This window comes from Nocardia sp. NPDC051570 (genome assembly GCF_044454005.1).
Classification (GTDB): domain Bacteria; phylum Actinomycetota; class Actinomycetes; order Mycobacteriales; family Mycobacteriaceae; genus Nocardia.
Map to the genome: position 1 here is coordinate 106,569 of NZ_JBITDI010000010.1, position 20,090 is coordinate 126,658.

The 20,090-nt window shown below is 66.7% G+C and carries 19 protein-coding genes; 13 read left to right on the plus strand and 6 right to left on the minus strand.

Annotated elements, in window-relative coordinates:
* Window positions 1–101 precede the first annotated feature (101 nt).
* The 8 genes from hppD to nshR all read left to right on the plus strand — a co-directional run bounded on the left by hppD (window position 102) and on the right by nshR (window position 8,030).
* On the plus strand, window positions 102–1,304 hold the full coding sequence (gene hppD, locus ACIA76_RS25250; protein WP_397154725.1) for a 4-hydroxyphenylpyruvate dioxygenase: 1,203 nt from the start codon (window positions 102–104) through the stop codon (window positions 1,302–1,304).
* Between the two features lie 51 nt (window positions 1,305–1,355).
* Window positions 1,356–1,886 carry a DUF3558 domain-containing protein gene (locus ACIA76_RS25255; protein WP_397154727.1) on the plus strand — a complete coding sequence of 177 codons (531 nt, stop codon included), beginning with the start codon at window positions 1,356–1,358 and terminating at the stop codon, window positions 1,884–1,886.
* Between the two features lie 8 nt (window positions 1,887–1,894).
* Window positions 1,895–2,434 (plus strand): DUF3558 domain-containing protein, encoded by a 540-nt coding sequence (locus tag ACIA76_RS25260; RefSeq protein WP_397154728.1) that lies wholly within the window; start codon window positions 1,895–1,897, stop codon window positions 2,432–2,434.
* A 299-nt stretch (window positions 2,435–2,733) separates the two neighbouring features.
* Window positions 2,734–3,108: a 30S ribosomal protein S12 gene (gene rpsL / locus ACIA76_RS25265; RefSeq protein ID WP_062514304.1), complete on the plus strand. Its 375-nt coding sequence runs from the start codon at window positions 2,734–2,736 to the stop codon at window positions 3,106–3,108.
* Window positions 3,108–3,578 (plus strand): 30S ribosomal protein S7, encoded by a 471-nt coding sequence (rpsG, locus tag ACIA76_RS25270; RefSeq protein WP_397154730.1) that lies wholly within the window; start codon window positions 3,108–3,110, stop codon window positions 3,576–3,578. The genes rpsL and rpsG overlap by 1 nt, the downstream gene beginning before the upstream one ends.
* A gap of 157 nt (window positions 3,579–3,735) precedes the next feature.
* Entirely contained in the window at window positions 3,736–5,841 is a 2,106-nt protein-coding gene (gene fusA, locus ACIA76_RS25275; protein WP_397154733.1) for an elongation factor G, read from the plus strand.
* A gap of 96 nt (window positions 5,842–5,937) precedes the next feature.
* Complete coding sequence (gene tuf / locus ACIA76_RS25280; protein ID WP_397154735.1) at window positions 5,938–7,128, plus strand: elongation factor Tu; 1,191 nt, start codon at window positions 5,938–5,940, stop codon at window positions 7,126–7,128.
* A gap of 92 nt (window positions 7,129–7,220) precedes the next feature.
* Window positions 7,221–8,030 (plus strand): NshR/TsnR family 23S rRNA methyltransferase, encoded by an 810-nt coding sequence (gene nshR / locus ACIA76_RS25285; protein ID WP_397154737.1) that lies wholly within the window; start codon window positions 7,221–7,223, stop codon window positions 8,028–8,030.
* A gap of 13 nt (window positions 8,031–8,043) precedes the next feature.
* Here nshR and ACIA76_RS25290 read toward each other — a convergent pair whose 3' ends face one another.
* The 4 genes from ACIA76_RS25290 to ACIA76_RS25305 form a co-directional block, all read right to left on the minus strand.
* A complete protein-coding gene (locus ACIA76_RS25290) occupies window positions 8,044–8,799 on the minus strand; it encodes a hypothetical protein (RefSeq protein ID WP_397154739.1) in 756 nt (251 codons plus the stop codon).
* A 100-nt stretch (window positions 8,800–8,899) separates the two neighbouring features.
* Window positions 8,900–10,129, minus strand: a complete 1,230-nt coding sequence (locus tag ACIA76_RS25295; RefSeq protein WP_397154741.1) for a lipase family protein — start codon at window positions 10,127–10,129, stop codon at window positions 8,900–8,902.
* A gap of 174 nt (window positions 10,130–10,303) precedes the next feature.
* Complete coding sequence (locus tag ACIA76_RS25300; RefSeq protein WP_397154743.1) at window positions 10,304–10,927, minus strand: TetR/AcrR family transcriptional regulator; 624 nt, start codon at window positions 10,925–10,927, stop codon at window positions 10,304–10,306.
* Between the two features lie 5 nt (window positions 10,928–10,932).
* Window positions 10,933–11,280, minus strand: a complete 348-nt coding sequence (locus ACIA76_RS25305) for an SPW repeat protein (protein ID WP_397155067.1) — start codon at window positions 11,278–11,280, stop codon at window positions 10,933–10,935.
* Window positions 11,281–11,444: 164 nt separating this feature from the next.
* Between ACIA76_RS25305 and ACIA76_RS25310 the strand changes: the two genes are divergently transcribed.
* The 3 genes from ACIA76_RS25310 to ACIA76_RS25320 all read left to right on the plus strand — a co-directional run bounded on the left by ACIA76_RS25310 (window position 11,445) and on the right by ACIA76_RS25320 (window position 14,421).
* Window positions 11,445–12,626: an NAD(P)/FAD-dependent oxidoreductase gene (locus ACIA76_RS25310; RefSeq protein ID WP_397155069.1), complete on the plus strand. Its 1,182-nt coding sequence runs from the start codon at window positions 11,445–11,447 to the stop codon at window positions 12,624–12,626.
* A 284-nt stretch (window positions 12,627–12,910) separates the two neighbouring features.
* Complete coding sequence (locus ACIA76_RS25315; RefSeq protein WP_397154745.1) at window positions 12,911–13,690, plus strand: glutamate racemase; 780 nt, start codon at window positions 12,911–12,913, stop codon at window positions 13,688–13,690.
* Entirely contained in the window at window positions 13,687–14,421 is a 735-nt protein-coding gene (locus tag ACIA76_RS25320) for a DNA alkylation repair protein (protein ID WP_397155071.1), read from the plus strand. The genes ACIA76_RS25315 and ACIA76_RS25320 overlap by 4 nt, the downstream gene beginning before the upstream one ends.
* Window positions 14,422–14,702: 281 nt before the next feature.
* Here ACIA76_RS25320 and ACIA76_RS25325 read toward each other — a convergent pair whose 3' ends face one another.
* Window positions 14,703–15,758 (minus strand): 2Fe-2S iron-sulfur cluster-binding protein, encoded by a 1,056-nt coding sequence (locus tag ACIA76_RS25325; protein WP_397154747.1) that lies wholly within the window; start codon window positions 15,756–15,758, stop codon window positions 14,703–14,705.
* A gap of 43 nt (window positions 15,759–15,801) precedes the next feature.
* Window positions 15,802–16,425: a mycofactocin system transcriptional regulator MftR2 gene (gene mftR2, locus ACIA76_RS25330; protein ID WP_397154749.1), complete on the minus strand. Its 624-nt coding sequence runs from the start codon at window positions 16,423–16,425 to the stop codon at window positions 15,802–15,804.
* Between the two features lie 383 nt (window positions 16,426–16,808).
* Between mftR2 and mftF the strand changes: the two genes are divergently transcribed.
* On the plus strand, window positions 16,809–18,200 hold the full coding sequence (gene mftF / locus ACIA76_RS25335) for a mycofactocin biosynthesis glycosyltransferase MftF (protein ID WP_397154751.1): 1,392 nt from the start codon (window positions 16,809–16,811) through the stop codon (window positions 18,198–18,200).
* 93 nt (window positions 18,201–18,293) lie between these two features.
* Entirely contained in the window at window positions 18,294–19,667 is a 1,374-nt protein-coding gene (locus ACIA76_RS25340) for a GAF domain-containing protein (RefSeq protein WP_397154753.1), read from the plus strand.
* Window positions 19,668–20,090 lie beyond the last annotated feature (423 nt).

The following is a 20,090-nucleotide window of genomic DNA, read 5'->3' on the forward strand; positions in this document are numbered from 1 at the left end:
TTGTCCAGCACAACGGCCGATTTGGTGACGTAATTCACCACGGTGTCTAAAGAATTTCGGCGATATTGCTCAGCCTTGCGGTCCAGCGATTACCTAAGTGCATGACAACCGAGCACCTACCGAGGGACGCCCGTCCGGCCGTGCCCAGTGACGATGAACTCCGCCGCCTCGTCGGCCTGGTCGACCACGATTCGCAGGGCGACCCGTTTCCGGTGATCGGCTGGGACGCGTTGGTCTGGGTGGTCGGCAACGCCACCCAGTCCGCGCACTACCTGGAGTCGGCCTTCGGCATGCGGCTCGAGGCGTACTCCGGCCCCGAGACCGGCAACCGCGACCACAAGGCCTACGTATTGCGCAGCGGCAGTGCGCGATTCGTGATCAAGGGCGCGGTGGATCCGGACAGCCCGCTGGTCGGCCACCATGATCGGCACGGCGACGGCATCGTCGATATCGCCCTCGAGGTGCCCGATGTGGACAAGTGCGTCGCGCAGGCCCGCACCCAGGGCGCGACCGTGCTCGTCGAACCGCATGACGAATCCGACGAGTTCGGCACCGTCCGCGTCGCGGCCCTGGCGACCTACGGCGAGACCCGGCACACGCTGATCGAACGCTCCCGCTACAACGGCCCGTACCTGCCCGGCTACGTCACCCGGCAGTCCACCCACGTCCCGCGCGAGGGCGCGCCCAAGCGGCTGTTCCAGGCCATCGATCACGTGGTCGGCAATGTCGAGCTCGGCAAGATGGACGAGTGGGTGGAGTTCTACCGCCGGGTCATGGGCTTCCAGAACATGGCCGAATTCGTGGGCGACGATATCGCCACCGAATACTCCGCGCTGATGAGCAAGGTCGTCGCCAACGGCAACCACCGGGTGAAGTTCCCGCTCAACGAGCCCGCGGTGAGCCGCAAGAAGTCCCAGATCGACGAGTACCTCGAGTTCTACCGCGGCCCGGGCGTGCAGCACATCGCCCTGGCCACCGGTGACATCCTCACCACCGTCGACGCGTTGCGCCGCGAGGGCGTGGAATTCCTGTCGGCCCCCGACACCTACTACGAGGATCCGGAGCTGCGCGCCCGCATCGGCAAGGTCCGGGTGCCCGTGGAGGAGTTGAAGTCGCGCGGCATCCTGGTCGACCGCGACGAGGACGGATATCTGCTGCAGATCTTCACCAAGCCGATCACCGACCGCCCGACCGTCTTCTTCGAACTCATCGAACGCCACGGCTCTCTCGGTTTCGGCAAGGGAAACTTCAAGGCGCTGTTCGAGGCGATCGAGCGTGAACAGGAGGCTCGCGGCAACCTCTGACCGCTCCGCGTGGCCGTCGGCCGGTACCCGGATCCCAGTAGAGTTCCCTCCATGCGGAGGATCTCGGCGGCGATCGTCACGGGCGCGGCCATCGCGGCGCTGTTGACCGCCTGCGGGTCGGACAAATCCAATAGTGACAGCCCGCCGGTGCGGCCGCCGATGAAGGTGGCCGCACTGGGCCCGTTCGTGGGGGAGTGCGGGCATGTCACCGATGACGAGGTGCGCGATCTCGGTGGCCTGGGCCAGATCTCGCAGACGTTCAAGAATTCGGTCGGCTGCAACTTTCAGGGCGGCGGACTCGACGGGCCCACAGTCACCTTCGCGTCCTATCGGGGCAGCCCGATCGACCGCGAGCGAGCGTGGGTGACCGCGCAGGGCCGCAATCCGGAGACCATCGATGTCGGCGGGCACAAGGGCTTCCAGGACGCTGATCAGACGGGCCAGATCTGCGACCTGGCGGTGCAGCTGGGCGACGACTTCTTCGAATGGTCCACCTACGCGGGCGCCTTCGGGCTGCCCTCCCCGAATCCCTGCGACAAGAACCGCAAGCTGGCCGAGCTGACCGTGCAGCGGCTGAAATGAGGGGCGCGATGAGATCACGAGTCGCGGTGGCGGCGATCGCCGCACTGTCCGTCGCGGTGGCGGTCGGCGGATGCGGGCGCACCGTCCCCGGTTCCGCCCAGCCGGCCGGGGCCGGCGGCGGGGTCAACATGAACTTCGACAAGCTGCTGCGCGAATGCGAGGTGGTGCAGCCGGATCAGATCGCCAAGGCGACCGGCGCGCAGAGCATCCCGGGCACCTTCAACGGCGCGGTCTGCATGTGGTCGCTGTCCGGCGCGCCGGGCGGCGACGGCATGGCCACGCTGAACTGGTACGAGATGGGCACGCTGAGCAACGAGAAGCAGAACAACGATCGGCTCGGCTATCAGACCACCGATGTCAACGTGCAGGGCAGGCGTTCGATGCAGGTCCATCGACCCAACGATCCGGACTCCTGCGGTGTGATGGCCCCGGCCGCCGATACCGGCATCATCGGCTGGTGGATCAACTACCGACCCGGCGGCGGACATCCTGATCCGTGCGATGCGGCACAGAAACTGGCAGAGTTGACCCTGAACCTCGCCCGATAGACCGCATATTCGTCCGACCCGTCACCTACCACGGGGGTACCTGCTTTTGCCCCCCGCCGCGCCGACGGGTATCGTGGATCGCTGTGCCCGGAACGTGCGGGCAAGCTTGTGTGCAGGACGTAAGCCAGCGAGAGCGGCCGAACGTTTCAGCGTGCCCGAAAAGACAGGCCCGCGCTGCGCGCGACACGCCCGACCTCGGGACGCAGGGAACGCAGCTCGGGACGCGGGTGAAAGCTCGATGACACAGACATGAAGAGTTAGTTCCAGACACCTGGTTACTGAATAAGGAAAGCCGGTATATGCCAACCATCAGCCAGCTGGTCCGCAAGGGTCGCCGCGACAAGGTCGCGAAGACGAAGACCGCGGCCCTCAAGGGGAGCCCGCAGCGTCGTGGCGTGTGCACCCGCGTGTACACCACGACCCCGAAGAAGCCGAACTCCGCGCTGCGCAAGGTCGCGCGCGTTCGTTTGACCAGCGCGGTCGAGGTGACGGCCTACATCCCCGGTGAGGGCCACAACCTGCAGGAGCACTCGATGGTGCTCGTGCGCGGCGGTCGTGTGAAGGACCTCCCGGGTGTGCGCTACAAGATCATCCGCGGTTCGCTCGACACCCAGGGTGTGAAGAACCGCAAGCAGGCCCGCAGCCGCTACGGCGCCAAGAAGGAGAAGAGCTAATGCCGCGCAAGGGCCCCGCTCCCAAGCGTCCCCTGATCAACGATCCGGTGTATGGATCGCCGCTGGTCACCCAGCTGGTGAACAAGATCCTGCTGGACGGCAAGAAGTCGATCGCCGAGCGCATCGTCTACGGCGCGCTGGAGCAGGCGCGCGAGAAGACGGGCACCGATCCGGTCGTGACCCTCAAGCGCGCGCTGGACAACGTCAAGCCGGCCCTCGAGGTCAAGCCGCGTCGTGTCGGTGGCGCCACCTACCAGGTGCCGGTCGAGGTTCGTCCCGGCCGCGCCAACACTCTGGCGATGCGCTGGCTCGTGAGCTTCTCCCGCCAGCGTCGTGAGAAGACCATGGTCGAGCGTCTGGCCAACGAGCTGCTGGATGCCAGCAACGGTCTGGGCGCCTCGGTGAAGCGTCGTGAGGACACCCACAAGATGGCCGAGTCCAACCGGGCCTTCGCGCACTACCGCTGGTGACCCACCGCCCGGACCGCCGCCGGTGAAGGAACGGCGCCGGGAGGCGAGTCACAGTCGGGCGCGGCATTATACCGCCGCGCTCGACGTTGAACAAGTGATGACCCCCGACAGGGTCGTTCCCGTAAATCCCAACTAGCTACGAGCGGGGAAGATTTCCGTGGCACAGGACGTGCTCACCGACCTCAACAAGGTCCGCAACATCGGCATCATGGCCCACATCGATGCCGGTAAGACCACGACAACCGAACGCATCCTCTTCTACACCGGTATCACCTACAAGATCGGTGAGGTCCACGACGGCGCGGCCACGATGGACTGGATGGCCCAGGAACAGGAACGCGGCATCACGATTACGTCCGCCGCGACGACCTGCTTCTGGAAAGACAACCAGATCAACATCATCGACACGCCGGGACACGTCGACTTCACGGTCGAGGTGGAGCGCTCACTGCGTGTGCTCGACGGCGCAGTTGCGGTCTTCGACGGCAAAGAGGGCGTTGAGCCGCAGTCCGAGCAGGTGTGGCGGCAGGCGGACAAGTACGACGTCCCGCGCATCTGCTTCGTCAACAAGATGGACAAGCTCGGCGCGGACTTCTACTTCACCGTGCAGACCATCAAGGACCGCCTGGGTGCCAAGCCGCTGGTGATCCAGCTGCCGATCGGCGCCGAGGACACCTTCGAGGGCATCGTCGACCTGGTCGAGAACAACGCCAAGGTGTGGCGTGGTGAGACCAAGCTGGGCGAGCAGTACGAGGTCGTCGAGATCCCCGAGGATCTGAAGGACCGTGCCGAGCAGTACCGCCAGGAGCTGCTGGAGACCGTCGCCGAGTCGGACGAGGCGCTGCTGGAGAAGTTCTTCGGCGGCGGCGAGCTCTCGATCGAGGAGATCAAGGGCGCGATCCGCAAGATGACGGTCAACTCGGAGCTCTACCCCGTGCTCTGTGGCTCGGCGTTCAAGAACAAGGGCGTGCAGCCCATGCTCGACGCCGTGATCGACTACCTTCCGAACCCGCTGGACGACGGCGGCACCGACGGCCATGTGCCGAACAAGGAAGATCAGATCATCCACCGCAACGCCGACGTCACCGAGCCGTTCGCGGCCCTGGCGTTCAAGGTTGCGACGCACCCGTTCTTCGGCAAGCTGACCTACGTCCGCGTGTACTCGGGCAGGGTCGACTCCGGTGCCCAGGTCATCAACTCGACCAAGGGTAAGAAGGAGCGTCTGGGCAAGCTGTTCCAGATGCACTCCAACAAGGAGAACCCGGTCGCCGAGGCGCAGGCCGGTCATATCTACGCGGTCATCGGTCTGAAGGACACCACCACGGGCGACACCCTGTGCGATCCGCAGAACCAGATCGTGCTGGAGTCCATGACCTTCCCGGCCCCGGTCATCGAGGTCGCGATCGAGCCGAAGACCAAGGCCGACCAGGAGAAGCTGGGCACCGCCATCCAGAAGTTCGCGGAGGAGGACCCCACCTTCAACGTGAAGCTGGATCAGGAGACCGGCCAGACCGTCATCGGCGGTATGGGCGAGCTCCAGCTCGACATCTACGTCGACCGCATGAAGCGCGAGTTCAAGGTCGAGGCCAATATCGGTAAGCCGCAGGTGGCCTACCGTGAGACCATCACCAAGAAGGTCGAGAAGTTCGAGTACACCCATAAGAAGCAGACGGGTGGCTCGGGTCAGTTCGCGCGGGTCATCATCGCCCTCGAGCCCCTGGTCGAAGGCGAGGATGGCGCGACCTACGAGTTCGCGAACAAGGTCACCGGTGGTCGCGTCCCGAAGGAATACATTCCGTCGGTCGACGCGGGCATCCAGGACGCCATGCAGTACGGTGTGCTCGCTGGCTATCCACTGGTGAACGTGAAGGCTTCGCTGCTCGACGGCGCCTACCACGAGGTCGACTCCTCGGAAATGGCGTTCAAGGTTGCCGGCTCGCAGGCTTTCAAGGAAGCGGCTCGCAAGGCCGGTCCGGTGATCCTCGAGCCGCTGATGGCGGTCGAGGTCACCACGCCCGAGGATTACATGGGCGAAGTGGTCGGCGACCTGAACTCCCGCCGTGGTCAGATCCAGGCCATGGAGGAGCGCAGTGGTGCCCGTGTCGTCAAGGCGCTGGTTCCGCTCTCGGAGATGTTCGGTTACATCGGTGACCTGCGGTCGAAGACCCAGGGCCGGGCGAACTTCTCCATGGTGTTCGATTCGTACGCGGAGGTTCCGGCCAACGTGTCGAAGGAGATCATCGCCAAGGCGACCGGCGAGTAGTCCGGGCGTCAGAAAGACCCAATCCCCGCGCATGCGGGGGTGATCCCAAACCGCACTGCTGCTTAGCAAGCACCAACAAGTCCAGGAGGACATCAAGTGGCGAAGGCGAAGTTCGAGCGGACGAAGCCCCACGTCAACATCGGCACCATCGGTCACGTCGACCACGGCAAGACCACGCTGACCGCGGCGATCACCAAGGTGCTGGCTGACAAGTACCCGACCCTGAACGCGGCTTTCGCGTTCGACCAGATCGACAAGGCGCCGGAGGAGAAGGCTCGTGGTATCACGATCAACATCTCCCACGTCGAGTACCAGACGGAGAAGCGGCACTACGCCCACGTCGACGCCCCGGGTCACGCGGACTACATCAAGAACATGATCACCGGTGCCGCCCAGATGGACGGCGCGATCCTGGTCGTGGCCGCCACCGACGGCCCGATGCCGCAGACCCGTGAGCACGTGCTGCTCGCCCGTCAGGTCGGCGTGCCCTACATCCTGGTCGCGCTGAACAAGTCCGACATGGTCGACGACGAGGAAATCCTCGAGCTCGTCGAGATGGAGGTCCGCGAGCTGCTGGCCTCGCAGGAGTTCGACGAGGACGCCCCCGTCGTGCGCGTGTCCGGTCTGAAGGCGCTCGAGGGCGACCCGAAGTGGACCGAGGCCATCCTCGAGCTCATGAACGCGGTCGACGAGTCGATCCCGGAGCCGGTTCGTGAGACCGACAAGCCGTTCCTGATGCCGATCGAGGACGTCTTCACGATCACCGGTCGTGGCACCGTCGTCACCGGTCGTATCGAGCGTGGCATCATCAACGTCAACGAGGAAGTCGAGATCACCGGCATCCGCGAGAAGACGCAGAAGACCACGGTCACCGGCGTCGAGATGTTCCGCAAGCTGCTCGACTCGGGTATGGCCGGCGACAACGTCGGTCTGCTGCTGCGCGGCCTCAAGCGTGAGGACGTGGAGCGCGGCCAGGTCGTCATCAAGCCGGGCACCACGACCCCGCACACCGAGTTCGAGGGCCAGGCGTACATCCTGTCGAAGGACGAGGGCGGCCGCCACACCCCGTTCTTCAACAACTACCGCCCGCAGTTCTACTTCCGCACCACCGACGTGACCGGTGTCGTTACCCTCCCCGAGGGCACCGAGATGGTCATGCCGGGCGACAACACCGAGATGAGCGTCAAGCTCATCCAGCCGGTCGCCATGGAAGAGGGCCTGCGCTTCGCCATCCGCGAGGGCGGCCGCACCGTCGGCGCCGGCCGGGTCACCAAGATCGTCAAGTGATCCTGTCCTTCCTCGGAAGGTAAGTACGCGAACAGGGCCGCTCCCGAAAGGGGGCGGCCCTCTTCGTATTTCGATGAACTAGACTCGTCGATATGACGGCGATGCCCACCATCACGGATAAATCTGATCCCGCGGTGCAGCGAATTCTCGACATTACGAAGCCCTCCCGAGGGAACATCAAGACCACGCTGATCGAGGACATCGAACCGATTTCGCACTGCCTGCGTGCCGGACTCGATTTCGTCGAAATCTATGCGACCGAAAAGAATCCGCTGCCGGACGATATCGTCGCCGTCGCCGAATCGCGTGGGATTCCGATCCGGACGATGGATTCCGCGATCGTCAATCATGTGTTCAAGGTGGAGAAGAAGCCCAAGGTCTTCGGCATCGCGCGCGTCCCGCGGCCCTGCGGATTCGCCGATACCGAGAAGAAGCCGGGTGACCTCGTCGTCCTCGACGGCGTGAAGATCGTCGGCAATATCGGCGCGATCATCCGGACCTCGTACGCATTGGGTGTATCCGGCATCGTCCTGGTCGACAGCGATCTCACCAGCATTGCCGACCGACGTCTCATCCGAGCCAGTCGGGGCTATGTGTTTTCGCTGCCGATCGTGCTCGCCGATCGCGCCGCGGCCACGAAGTACCTTTCCGACAATGGCGTGCCGATGGTGGTTTTCGATGCGGGCGGTGCGATTACGCTCGGCGAGCTGGAGCGGCGCGACGAACGACTCGCGCTGTTGTTCGGCAGCGAGAAGACCGGCCCTTCCAGCGATTTCCAAGGCGTGCGCAAGATTTCGGTCAGCATCCCCATGAGCGAGGCCGCGGAATCGTTGAACGTCTCCGTGGCGGCCGGTATCGCCCTCTATCAGAGAAGCGGCCGCGGTCTGGAAGCCACTCGCTGAGAGGCGTTATCGCTCAAGAGGTTTCGGTGGCGGCCAGCAGGGCCTCGGCGAATTGGCGCATCTGGGTGGCGCCGCCGAACCAGGCGGAGACCAGATCGACCGCGGTGGTCCGCGTGCGATGCGCGGCGCGGATGAACTCCTCCAGCGACGCCTCCCCGGATTCGGCCTTGCGGGCGACGGTTTCGAGGGTATGGCTGGCCAGCAGCAGGCGCATCACCAGATGGATGTCGACCGTGGTCGGGGCGTCCTCCAGCGGATTGCTGGCGTGGCGGTTGGCCGCGCGGCGGGATGGGGGAGGCTCCGGGGCCGCCCGGCGGGATGCGGGGGGTTCGGCGCGGCGCGTGGGCTCGGTCGCCGCGCGGCGGGCGGGCTCCGGCTCGAGGCGGTAGGTGCTCTCCTCGGCGCGGTGGTTGTTGAGATCCGGGCGCGGCTGTGGCTCGGGCCGAACCGATTCGACCGAACCTCGCGGTTCCGGCCTGATCGTCACCGAATCCGGTGCGGCCCCCACCGATTCCGAACGCGGCGTGGGCGATTCGGACCGCGGCGTGACCGTGGGTGCCGTCCCGCCCGGCCACTGTGGGCCCGCCTCCGCCGGCTGTGTCCAGTGCACGCCGTTGTCCTGGCCGAGGCTCGTCCGGACGGTCGGGTCGTAGCCGGTCAGGCCGCTCGTCGCCGCCGGGCCCGAATCGTTCACCGGATGGGTGAGGCGATATCCCTCAGGCCGGGAGCGGTTCGGTTCCCCGAAGCTGGCGAAGTCGGCGTCGGTCATAGCCGCCATGCTAGGCGAGGGCGTCCAGTCGTGCCGGAGGCCGCCCGAGTGAGTCCGATTGCGGGAGCGATTTGTCACTGACACTGCCTCGGTGTGGAATTCAGCAGTTACTCGGCGCCGGTTCGCCGCGGAAACGGGCATCGAGCCAGTTCACCATGGACGGCAGGCCCAGTACCGCCGCGGAGAGATGTTCCGGTGAGGGATTCACCTCGGCCTGCAGGCGCACACCGGCCGCGCAGTAGCGGGCGTTGGTATCGAGGATCGCATCGATCGGGATGAGCGGATCGGACTGCGAATGCCATTCGAAGATCGGGATGTTCGGCACGCCGTCGAACAGTTCGAGACTGTTCTCCTCCACCACCTTCCAGGCCTCCGGACTGTCGACCAGCGAGGTGTTGGCCGCGAAATCCAGGACGCTGCGCCCGGCGCCGGTGGCCAGGATTTCGTTGGTGCATCCGTTGGCCATGGCATTGCTGGCGGCGAGGCCGCGCGCGTTCATATAGTCGCTGATCGGCAGCCGATCCGGATATTCGCGCTCGAGTCCGATCGCCGCGGCCATGGCCAGTCCGAATGCCGGATGCGGATTGGTCCACAGCGCCTTGACCATCGTCTCCAGATTCATCGGCACGCCACCGGTGGCCGCGCCCGCGATATCCAATTCGGGTGCGTAACTGGGCTGCAGCGCGGCGGCCCAGGCCGTCGCCATCCCGCCACCGGAGTATCCGGCCATGGTGACCGGACTCTGTGTCACCTGAAGGTCCGGAATCCGTTTGACCGCGCGAATCCCGTCCAGGGTGATCTGACCGCCCAACCGCGCCGCGCCGTAGGCGAATTGCGGTCCGAGATGATCCGGCAGGGCGACGCTCCAGCCGCGTAACAGCAGGGCGTTCAGCGCGGGTGCCTCGCGCACCGCCAGATTCGGATCGCCGGTGTACAGCACGTGCGAGACCGCGCACTGGGTGCCGAGCCCGTTGATGATGTGCTGATAGGACAGCAGCGGCCCGTCGGGGCGGTGCGTGAACGGGGTCAGCACGGTGGTGGTGGCCGCGATCGGCTCGCCGTGGGAGTTGGCGGAGCGGAACTTGATCAGCGTGACGCTGGTGCCGGGAAACGACAGCAGTGGCGGCATCGCCCGCACCGCGAGCACATCGCCCGCGGCGTAGTCGGCCAGATCCGGCGGGGCCGCGTAGAAGGGATCGGGGTCGGGCACCGGATACAGCGGCTGCGCGCCGGCCGGGACGGCCGCGATCAGGCCCAGGACGACGCCGACCACGACGCTCAGGAGCAGTCCGGTATAGCCGCGCTTGGTAACCGAACCCTGACTGGTCACACCGATAACCTCCATGGCAAATGTTCAGCTACGGACGACTGGCCAGTTGGTATTCAAGTGTCAAACGCGCTCATGGCTAGGCGACACGCCGAGCCGGGAGAGGGAAGGTTATGTGAACTTCCAGCGGGAACCCGATACCGCGCCCAGACCCGCAGGTGGCGTGTCGATCGGCGCTCAGCCCATATGGGTCATGCCCGCGGCGACCACCTGCGAGATGTTGAGGATCTCGTCCGCGGTCGCCACCGCGAGGCCGTCGAGGGCGTGCAGCCGATCGGTGGTGGCGATGGCCAGCATGGCCGACACCCAGGCGCCCGCACAGGCACGCAGTGTGCCGGGCCGCACCGGGCCGGGCGCGCTGTCGGCCAGCACGCGGGCGGTGATGTCGAGGAGCTGATCGCGCATGCGGCGCAGCTGCTTTCGCACATCGGGATGGGTATCGGCCTCGCGCCACATGATGACGCGCAGTACCGAGGAGTGATGGTCGCGCAGGTTCAGCGCGGCGTCCAGATTCACCAGGCTCCGGGCCGGATCACCCGGTGTGACAACGATATCGATGTTCTCGAGCGGAGGGGTCGGCACCCGCTCGGCCATCAGCGCCGACAGGATCGACTCCTTGGTGGGGAAGTAGTAGAAGACCAGGCCCTTGGGAACCCCCGCGGTCGCGGCGATGGCCGCCGTCGCCGTCGCATCGAAACCGTGCGCGGCGAACAGGCTTTCGGCCGCATCCAGAATGAGCAGACGGGCGTCACCGTCGACCTTCTTGCTTCGGCGACGCCCTGCTCGATGGGGTTTGGGCATCTGCGTCAGTGGGCCGTGTGCAGGCGCCCCGCTACCTGCGGCAGTGCCGCCACCGCTACCACCACGGTCAGCACGCCCACGATCCACGCCGTCCACGACGCGCCATTGTAGGCCTGGAAGTTCATCACCCACGGGGAGATGAACAGCAGCACCCCGAACAGACCCATCGCATAATCGAGGCCGGCCAGCGCCGGACGCGAGATCTGCGCCAGGCCGGTCAGCGCGATGAGTACACCCAGAACGACCAACGTCCACATCGCACGATCGCCATGATCGACCCAGATGGGTGACAGCGCGGTGAAGACGCCAAGCACGACCGCGATGTAATCCTGTGCGCGGCTATCGGTGAACATCATGTGCCTCCTCGTAGGCAAGGGATATGTTCCTCACTCGGTATAACTCTGATTGACCGCCCGATCAATATCTGATCCGCAACGATTGCCGGGCGCTATGACTGTGGCGCGCATCACGATGGAAATTAGAACGTGTTCTAGAATATGTTGGAGTGGTGACTACTGTGGCGCGTCCGATCGTGATCGTCGGCGCGGGCCTGGCGGGCCTGCGCACCGCGGAGGAATTGCGGCGCGGTGGATACCGCGGCGGGCTGATCCTCATCGGCGACGAATCGCTGCTGCCCTACGACCGTCCGCCGCTGTCCAAGCAATTCATCCGCGGCGAGACCGATGACACCACTCTACGGCCTCCGGAGTTCTTCGCCGACAACGAGATCGAGCTGCGCCTAGGGGTGCCCGCGGTAGGGGTGGACACCGCGGCCCGCCGGGTGCGGCTGGCCGATGGTTCCGCGGTGGACTACGAACAGTTGATCATCGCGACAGGGCTGCGCCCCAAGCGGATTCCCGGATTGCCCGAGGTCGCGGGCGTTCATATGCTGCGCGGACATTCGGATGCGGTGGCCCTGCGCGACGGGCTGTCCGGTGCGACCACGGTGCTGGTGGTCGGCGCGGGTTTCATCGGCTGTGAGCTCGCGGCCAGCTTCCGCGCTCGCGAGGTGAATGTGGTTCTGGTAGAACCACAACCGGCACCGTTGGCGGCGGCGCTGGGCGAGCGGGTCGGTGCGCTCGTCGCCCGGCTGCATCGTGAGGCCGGCGTCGATCTGCGCTGCGGCGTCGGGCTGGATTCGCTTGTGGTGGAGGGTAATTCGGCTCGCGGCGCCCGTCTGGGCGACGGAACCGTGGTCGACGCCGATCTGGTGGTGATCGGCGTCGGCTCGGTCCCCGTCACGGACTGGCTCGCCGACTCGGGTATCGCGCTCGCCGCGCCCAATGCGGGCGGCGGCGTCCTCGCCGACGAGGTCGGTCGCACGTCGGTCGAGGGCGTATGGGCCGTCGGCGACGTCGCGGCCTGGCGCCACGACACCGGTGTGCAGCGCCGCGTCGAACACTGGACCAGTGCGGGCGAACAGGCTCAGCTGTTGACCTGCGCCCTGCTCGGCGCCGAGCCGCCCGCCGTCCCGCGCGTCCCGTATGTCTGGAGCGACCAGTACCAGCTGAAGATCCAGGTCCTGGGCACCCCGTCACCCACCGACGAGGTCCGCGTCGTCGAGGACGACGGCCGCAGATTCGTCGCCCACTACTTCGCCGACGGAGTCCTCACCGCCGTCGTCGGCGCGGGCCGCTCGGGCCAGGTCATGAAGATGCGCCCCCAGCTCATCGCCCGCGACCACTCGACCGTCGACTGACGTCCTCCGGGCGGGCTCGCGCCGCTTGGCCGGGAGGTGTGGTCGGCAACTGACCGCTCGCGGACTGCTCGGCTGGGAGGTGTGGTCGGCAACTGACCGCTCGCGGACTGCTCGGCTGGGAGGTGTGGTTGGCAACTGACCGCTCGCGGACTGCTCGGCCGGGAGATGTGGCTGGCAACTTGGCCGCTCCCGGACCTCTTGGCCGGGAGATGTGGCCGACATCGGGTGTGAGGTTGGCCCATGCGGAGGAACTCGGGTCGGGGGACGCTAATACAGTTGGGCGTGTGATCGTCTCGCTCATCGACTCGGGACTGGGCCTGCTGCCCACGGGGGCATGGCTGCGCGCGCTGCGGCCGGATCTGGATCTGCTGCTGCAAACCGACCCGGACGGGGCGCCGTGGGGGCCGAAACCCGAGCCGTGGGTGGTCGATCGGGTGCTGGAGGCGGCCCGGCGGGCGATGCGGATGGGCGCCGAAGTCATCGTGCTGCCCTGCAATACGGCCAGCGTGACCGCGCTGGAACAGGTGCGCGCCGAGGTCGGCCCCGAGGTGCCGGTGATCGGGACGGTGCCGGCCATCAAGCCCGCCGCGGCGGTCTGCCGCACGGTGGCGGTCTGGGCGACGGCCGCGACCACCGCCAGCCGCTATCAGGCCGATCTGATCGCCCGCTTCGGCGGGGACGCGCATGTGGTCGGCGTGGCCTGCCATGGACTGGCCGATGCCATCGACCACGGCGATCTGCCCGCCATCGGAGAGGCGATCCAGCGAGCCGCGGAGCAGACCCCGGACGATATCGAGGGCATCGTGCTGGGCTGCACGCACTATCCGCTGGTCATGGATTCGATCATCGCCGCGCTGCCCGATCATGTGCGACTGTTCGACAGCGCCGAAGCCGTTGCCGCCCAAACCCTTCGGCGGATGGATGCGCTCGGCCGCCCGACCGCGGGTTCGGGCGCGGTGACGGTGCTCAACAGCGGTCGCCCCGGCGCCCTGCCTGCCGGTGCGGCGGCCTTCGAATCCGGCCGGATCCTCGGCGCTACCGCCGACGCCGCCACCCGGGGCTGAGCGTGACCGCCGTTGCGGTGCAGCAGGCCCTGGTGGCCGTGGCCGATCCGGCCGACGCCATCCACCTGCAGCGGTTCTTCAAGACCGGGCCGGGGGAGTACGGCGAGGGCGATGTCTTCCTCGGTGTCCGGGTGCCCGCCACCCGCGCGGTGGCCAAACAGTTTGCGGAGCTGCCGCTTTCCGAGATCGACGTGCTGCTCGACAGTCCGGTGCACGAGCATCGGATGGCCGCGCTGGTGATTCTCAATGCCGCCATGGCCATGGCGATGAAGCCGCGCACGAACGATGCCGCGGCACAGGAGCGGATCGTCGCCTGCTATCTGGGGGCCGTGCGCCGCGGCCGGGTGAACAACTGGGACCTGGTCGACATCTCCGCCGAGAACATCCTCGGCCCCTGGCTGTCGACCCGCCCCCGCGACCTGTTATTCCAACTGGCCCAACGGGATTCGCTCTGGGAACGCCGGGTGGCCCTGCTGTCCACCTTCGCCTTCATCAAAGCAGGCGACCCCACCACCACCTTCGCCCTGTGCGAGCGCCTGCTCGACGACCGCCGCGATCTCATCCAGAAGGCCGTCGGCTGGATGCTCCGCGAGGTGGGCAAACGCATCGACCGCACCCTGTTACTGAACTTCCTCGACCAGCACGCCGCCGAAATGGGCCGCACCGCTTTGAGTTACGCCACCGAGCATCTGGAAGGCCCAGTGCGGCAGCGGTATCGGGATATGCGGTAGGGATCCCCGTCCCAGGCGCCTGGGACGGGGAACAAAGGGTGGGGCGCTGGGAGCGCCCGTCTATGACAGGGAGTGGGTGCGCTGGGAGGCCTGCCTGCGGCGGGAGCGGGTGGCGTTGGGAGGCCCCCGCTTATGACAAGGAGCGGGTGGCGCTGAGGGGCCCCGCTTACGACAAGGAGTGGGTGGCGCTGAGGGGTCCGCCTACGGCCGGGAGCGGGTGGTGCTGGGAGGCCCCGTCGACGGCAGGGCGTGAGGGGCCGGGCGAGAAGTTGGGCGCTGGATCAGAACTGGATCTTGAGGTGGTCCGTGATGGGGTGGGCCTGGCAGCCGAGGATGTAGCCCGCTTCGATGTCCTCGGGGTCGAGGATTTCGCTGTTGGTCATTTCGACCTTGCCCTCGAGGATCGTGCAGGCGCAGGAGCCGCATTCGCCCTCCTGGCAGGAGTAGGGGACGTCGATTCCCTTGGCCAGCATGATGTCCACCAGAGTTTGGCGGCGGGGCCAGCGGAGGTTGTGGACCTCGCCGTCGAGTTCGACCTCGACGGTGGCGGCGTCGGCGGCCTCCTCGTCGGTGACCTCGGCGGGGGCGGTCACCGAGAAGGGGTCGCCCGCAAGGGAGTTGAAGATCTCGGCGTGAGTTCGGTTGCGCGGCACGCCGATCTGGGCCAGGGCGTCGTGCACCAGGTCCATGAAGGCCTTGGGGCCGCACAGGAAGGCTCGGTGGGCGGTGTAGGGGGCGACGAGTGCGGCCAGTCCCTCGGTGCTGGGCAGGCCCTGCAGTGTCTCCAGCCAGTGCACGACGATCAACCGCTGCGGATGCTTATCGCCGAGTTCGCGCAATTCGTCGGCGAAGATGACGGATTCGCTGTCGCGGTTGGCGTAGATCAGCACCACCCGGCCGCTACCGCGCGCCAGCGCCGACTTGAGGATCGACATCACCGGCGTGATGCCGCTGCCCGCGGCGAACAGCAGTAGATCCTCGTCGAGATCCTTGGGCGTGAAAACGCCTGAGGGCGGCAGTACTTCGAGCTCGTCGCCGGCCTTCACGTTGTCGCACAGCCAATTCGAGGCATAGCCGTCGACCGTGCGCTTGACGGTGACCTTCGGGCGGTCGTCGGTATGCGGCGAGCTGGCCAGCGAATAGCAGCGCGCCACCGATCCGGTCCGCTCGCTGGGGATGCGCAGGGTGAGGAATTGGCCCGGCTGATAGGTGAACCGCTCGCGCAGCTCCTCGGGTACGTCGAAGACCAGCGAGCAGGCGTCGGTCGTCTCGGTGATGACCGCGGACACCCGCAGCACGGCAGATCGCGAGCCGTGTGGCACTTCAACGGTGGTCATGGTGTCCTCTCGAGCCGTACCAGAACTAGAACGTGTTCTAGTATCACGATACGTGGCCCTCCCGCTGCCGGACAAGCTGGGCCTCCAGGCCCGCGATCAGCACACTGATGCCGAAGTCGTAGGAGTACTTCCCGCGCAGATCGCCGATATGTTTCACCGCCCGCTCGACCGCCTCGGGCAGTGCGACATCGGCCAGGCCCGCCCGATCGCGCGGATTCACCCGCGCGCGCCCGAACAGATAGGTATGGATGGTCGCGTACGAGGCGAGCACATTGCGATCGTCGAATCCGGCCTCGAACAGGATCTCCATCACCGCGGCGATCAGATCGAGTTGTTTTCCGAGCATCTGCTCGATGAGCACATCGCCCAGCCCCGGATGTTTGCGCAGCTTTTCGTCGATCTGATCGATGAGATCGCGCAGTCGCTGTTGCCACGGGCCCGATTCCGGCGGTGGTTTGCGCACGCCGGTCAGTGCCGCGGTGGCGACCAGATCCAGTAGTTCGCGTTTGTCGGCCACGTAGTAATACGGCGCCATCGGAGAGACGCCGAGTTCGCGAGACAGCCGGCGCATGGACAGTTTGTCCACTCCGTCCTCGCGCACGACCCGCAATGCGGCCTCGACGATCTCGGATTCCGACAGGGTATTACCGCCCCCGCTCGTCTGCATCCGTCCGACTCCCATGCCACCTCGCGACCGTGCCGCAGCCCCACCACCCGTCGGCAACCCGTCATCTACTGTTCAACGTGCTTTATCCCTCCGCAGTCTAGAGCCCGCCCTGTTCGTATCGGTCCGTGTGTGCGCGGGTTGCCCGAAGAACGCCCGGACGACGGCGATTCGAGGTATTTGCCGATGATGAACCGGCGCGCTGTTCGCGGTGATCTTCATCGCATCCGACCGGAAGTTGCGATCCGATAGCCAGCAACTCCGATGAATAGCAGCCGGGTCGCCGGGCGGCGCGTCGGGTGGCGCGCGCGGTATTCGTATCGAATTCGGTGCGTTTTATTCGACACTGTGTGCCCGAACGGCAATGAGCGCATAGCATCCCAGGAATGCGCCATGATCGACTGCCCGACGGGTTCGGGGTTCGAATCGATCCACGGGTGCGCACCTACTCCGGTGGTCGGTACCTGGTCGGGGGTTCGCCGACGAGGTTGCTGCGACTCGCGCCGGAGGCGGCGGCCCTGATCGGTGACGGCTATCTGGAGGTGACCGACCCCAAGTCGGCCGTGGTTGCCAGACGGCTGCTCGACTCCGGTGTGGCCAATCCCCGTCCGCGCCTGTTGCCCTCGCCCGAGGATGTGACCGTGGTGGTGCCGCACTACAACGACACGGACGGCCTGGAGCGGCTGCTCGGCACGCTGCGCGGGCACAGCGTGGTCGTGGTGGACGACGGCTCGGATCGGCCGGTGCGCATCCCGCGCACCCGCGGGCGCTGCCGGGTCACCGTGCTGCGCCACGATCGACGGCACGGCCCGGGCTCGGCCCGTAACGCCGGATTGCGAGCCGCCACAACGGAGTTCGTCGCCTTCCTGGATTCGAATGTGGTGCCGCGGGCGGGCTGGCTCGAGGTGATGCTCGGCCATTTCAGCGATCCGGAGGTGGCGCTGGTCGCCCCGCGCATCGTCGCGCGCGAGCCCGACACCACCGTGCTGGGCCGCTATGAGCACACCCGCTCGTCGCTGGATCGCGGGCGGCGCGAGACGGCCGTCACCGCGGACGGCGCGGTGTCGTATGTGCCGGGTACCGCGCTGCTGGTGCGGCGGCGGGCGCTGTTGGCCGAGGGCGGATTCGACGAGCGGATGCGTTCGGCCACCGATGTCGATCTGTGCCGGCGACTCGAGGATGCGGGCTGGCGGCTGCGCTACGAACCCGCCGCGCACGTCGCCTGCGACCATCCGGTGTCGTTCGGAAAGTGGTTCGGGCGCAAGGTATCCCACGGTGCGGGCGCCGCGCCGCTGGCACGTCGGCACGCGGACGCCGCGACGCCGTCGTCCGTGCCGTTCTGGGCCGTGGTGGCCACCGCGCTGCTGGCGGCGGCGACCCGCTGGAGCCTGATCGCGGGTCTGGCCACGCTGGTGGCCGCGCTGATCCGGCTGCGCCGCGTCTTCGCCGAACTCGACAATCCGACCCGGGTCGCCGCGATTCAATTGGCGCGCGGCTTCTCCGGCGGCGTGTGGCGAATCGCCTCGGCGCTGTGCCGGCACTACTGGCCGGTGACCCTGCTGGCGATGGTGGTCTCCCCGCGCATCCGCCGGATAGCGCTCACCATGGCCGTGGCCGACGGATTGGCCGACTGGTTCACCCACCGCGAACCCGGCGGTCTCGATCCGGTGCGCTATCTCTTGTGCAAACGCCTCGACGATCTGGCCTACGGCACCGGCCTGTGGTGGGGCGCCGTGCGGGACCGCAATGTCGCGGCCTTCCGCCCGGACGCGCGGTAGTCGCCGCCGCACTGTGACCTGTCGGACAAACACTGGACTCGAGAGGACCAGGTGTGTTCCCGCCGGTACAGTTTGGGGCGGGAAGAAAGGCAAATGGTCAGCAATCTCGCAGGCGGCGGCGCAGCCGGACACGGGGTCGAGCCGGGCACGCAACTCGGCGCTCTGGAATCCTATGCGGCCCAGGCACACGGCTATCTGACCGTCGGTGGCGAGCAGCTGGGTCAGTTACCGGGATTGCTGCGCCCGCTGGTTCTCGAATCATGGTTGCGGAGTCTGCGCGGCGGGGTCGATCCGATGGATGTGCTCGACGGCCGCGGGCTGCGTGGCACGGATCTGCAGCGCTATCGCGACAACCATCCGATCGCGGCCGTGATGCCGTTGGTGGACAAGCTGTTACTGCAGGATGCGACGAGCACCGGACTGATCGTGGTGATCGCCGATCAGTTCGGCCGGGTGCTGTCGGTGCACGGCACTCCGGATCGGGTGGCCGCCGCGGCCGAGGCCGGGCTGTGCGAGGGCAACGATCTGAGCGAGCGGCGCGTCGGGACCAACGCCGTCGGATTGACCGTGCGCACCGACCGCGCGAGCTGGATCCACGGCCCCGAACACTATCTGCACCGCATGCATCAGATCACCGGAGCCGCTGCGCCCGTCCATGATCCGGACGGGCGGCTGGTGGGGGTCCTGATGATCGCCGGCGGTGTGCGCGTGGCGCGTCCGGAGATCCTGGCGCTGGTGAAGGCCGCGGCGACCGCGGCGGAGATGGATCTCGCGCTGGCGGCCGTCCGCGCGCAGCAGCGCGGTGCGATACGCCGTGGCGGAGCGGGGGATTCGTCGGATCGGCGACCGGCCGGACGGCTGGCGCTGGACGTGCTCGGGCTGGGGCAGGCGCAGCTGACCGTGTCCTGCGAGCGAGTCGCGCTGTCCCAGCGGCATGCCGAGATCCTGCTGTTGCTGGCCGAACATCCCGAGGGCCTGTCCGCCGACCATCTGGCCCTCCTGCTCGACGACACCGATCTGGACAACGCGACCATTCGCGCGGCCGTCTCGCGACTGCGCGCGGTGGTCGGCCCACATGCCTTCGGCTCGCGGCCGTATCGGATGCGCGTCCATCTGGCCACCGATGTCGAGGCGCTGCGTGCCGCATTGGATTCCGGCGATGTGGATGCCGCGGTGCGCCTGTACGCCGGACCGGTGCTGCCGCGGTCGACCGCGCCGGGAGTGATAGACATTCGCGATGAATTGCGCGTGCGGCTGCGGACCGCGGTGCTGCGTTCGGGCGATCCGGCCGTGCTGAGCCGGTGGACTTCCGGCGCCGAGGGACGCGACGATACCGCGGCCTGGGTGGCCTATCGATCGACCGTCGACCGTGATTCGGCCCTGTACACACAGATAGAGGCCAAGATTCGAGTGCTGGATCGGCGCATGGGCGTCGATGCAACGCAGATGCAACGTTTCGACTCCTAAGGTTTCCAGTCGGAAGTGTGGTGGCTCACATTCACACCCCGCGTGGGGTACCGCGGGGGCACCCCTGATCGTCCGGGCTGGGAATTCAGTCGCCTGTCCAGCTTTTTTTGAAGGAAGCCCCTCCGTTTTATTGTGTAAACGCCTAGTCTTCGCTGTGCATGAGAACAAGGGCCGCGGAGCTCGGGGCCGTGAAGTTGGAGGATGAGCATGGATACCCGGTCCGGAGTCGCTCGATAGCAGCGGCGTTCGCGCACAATCTGTTCGACAGCGCAGCGCGGGATCTTCCTCGCGCCCTGCGCATTCGCTGAAATCACCCACGGTAGGGCGGTCGCCGCTGCCCGGATGCCGCGCGCATCGGGCTCGGCTCGTGCTGTTCGAAAGACGTTCGTCCGCTTGCTGTTTCGTCAATTCGAGGAGGCTCTG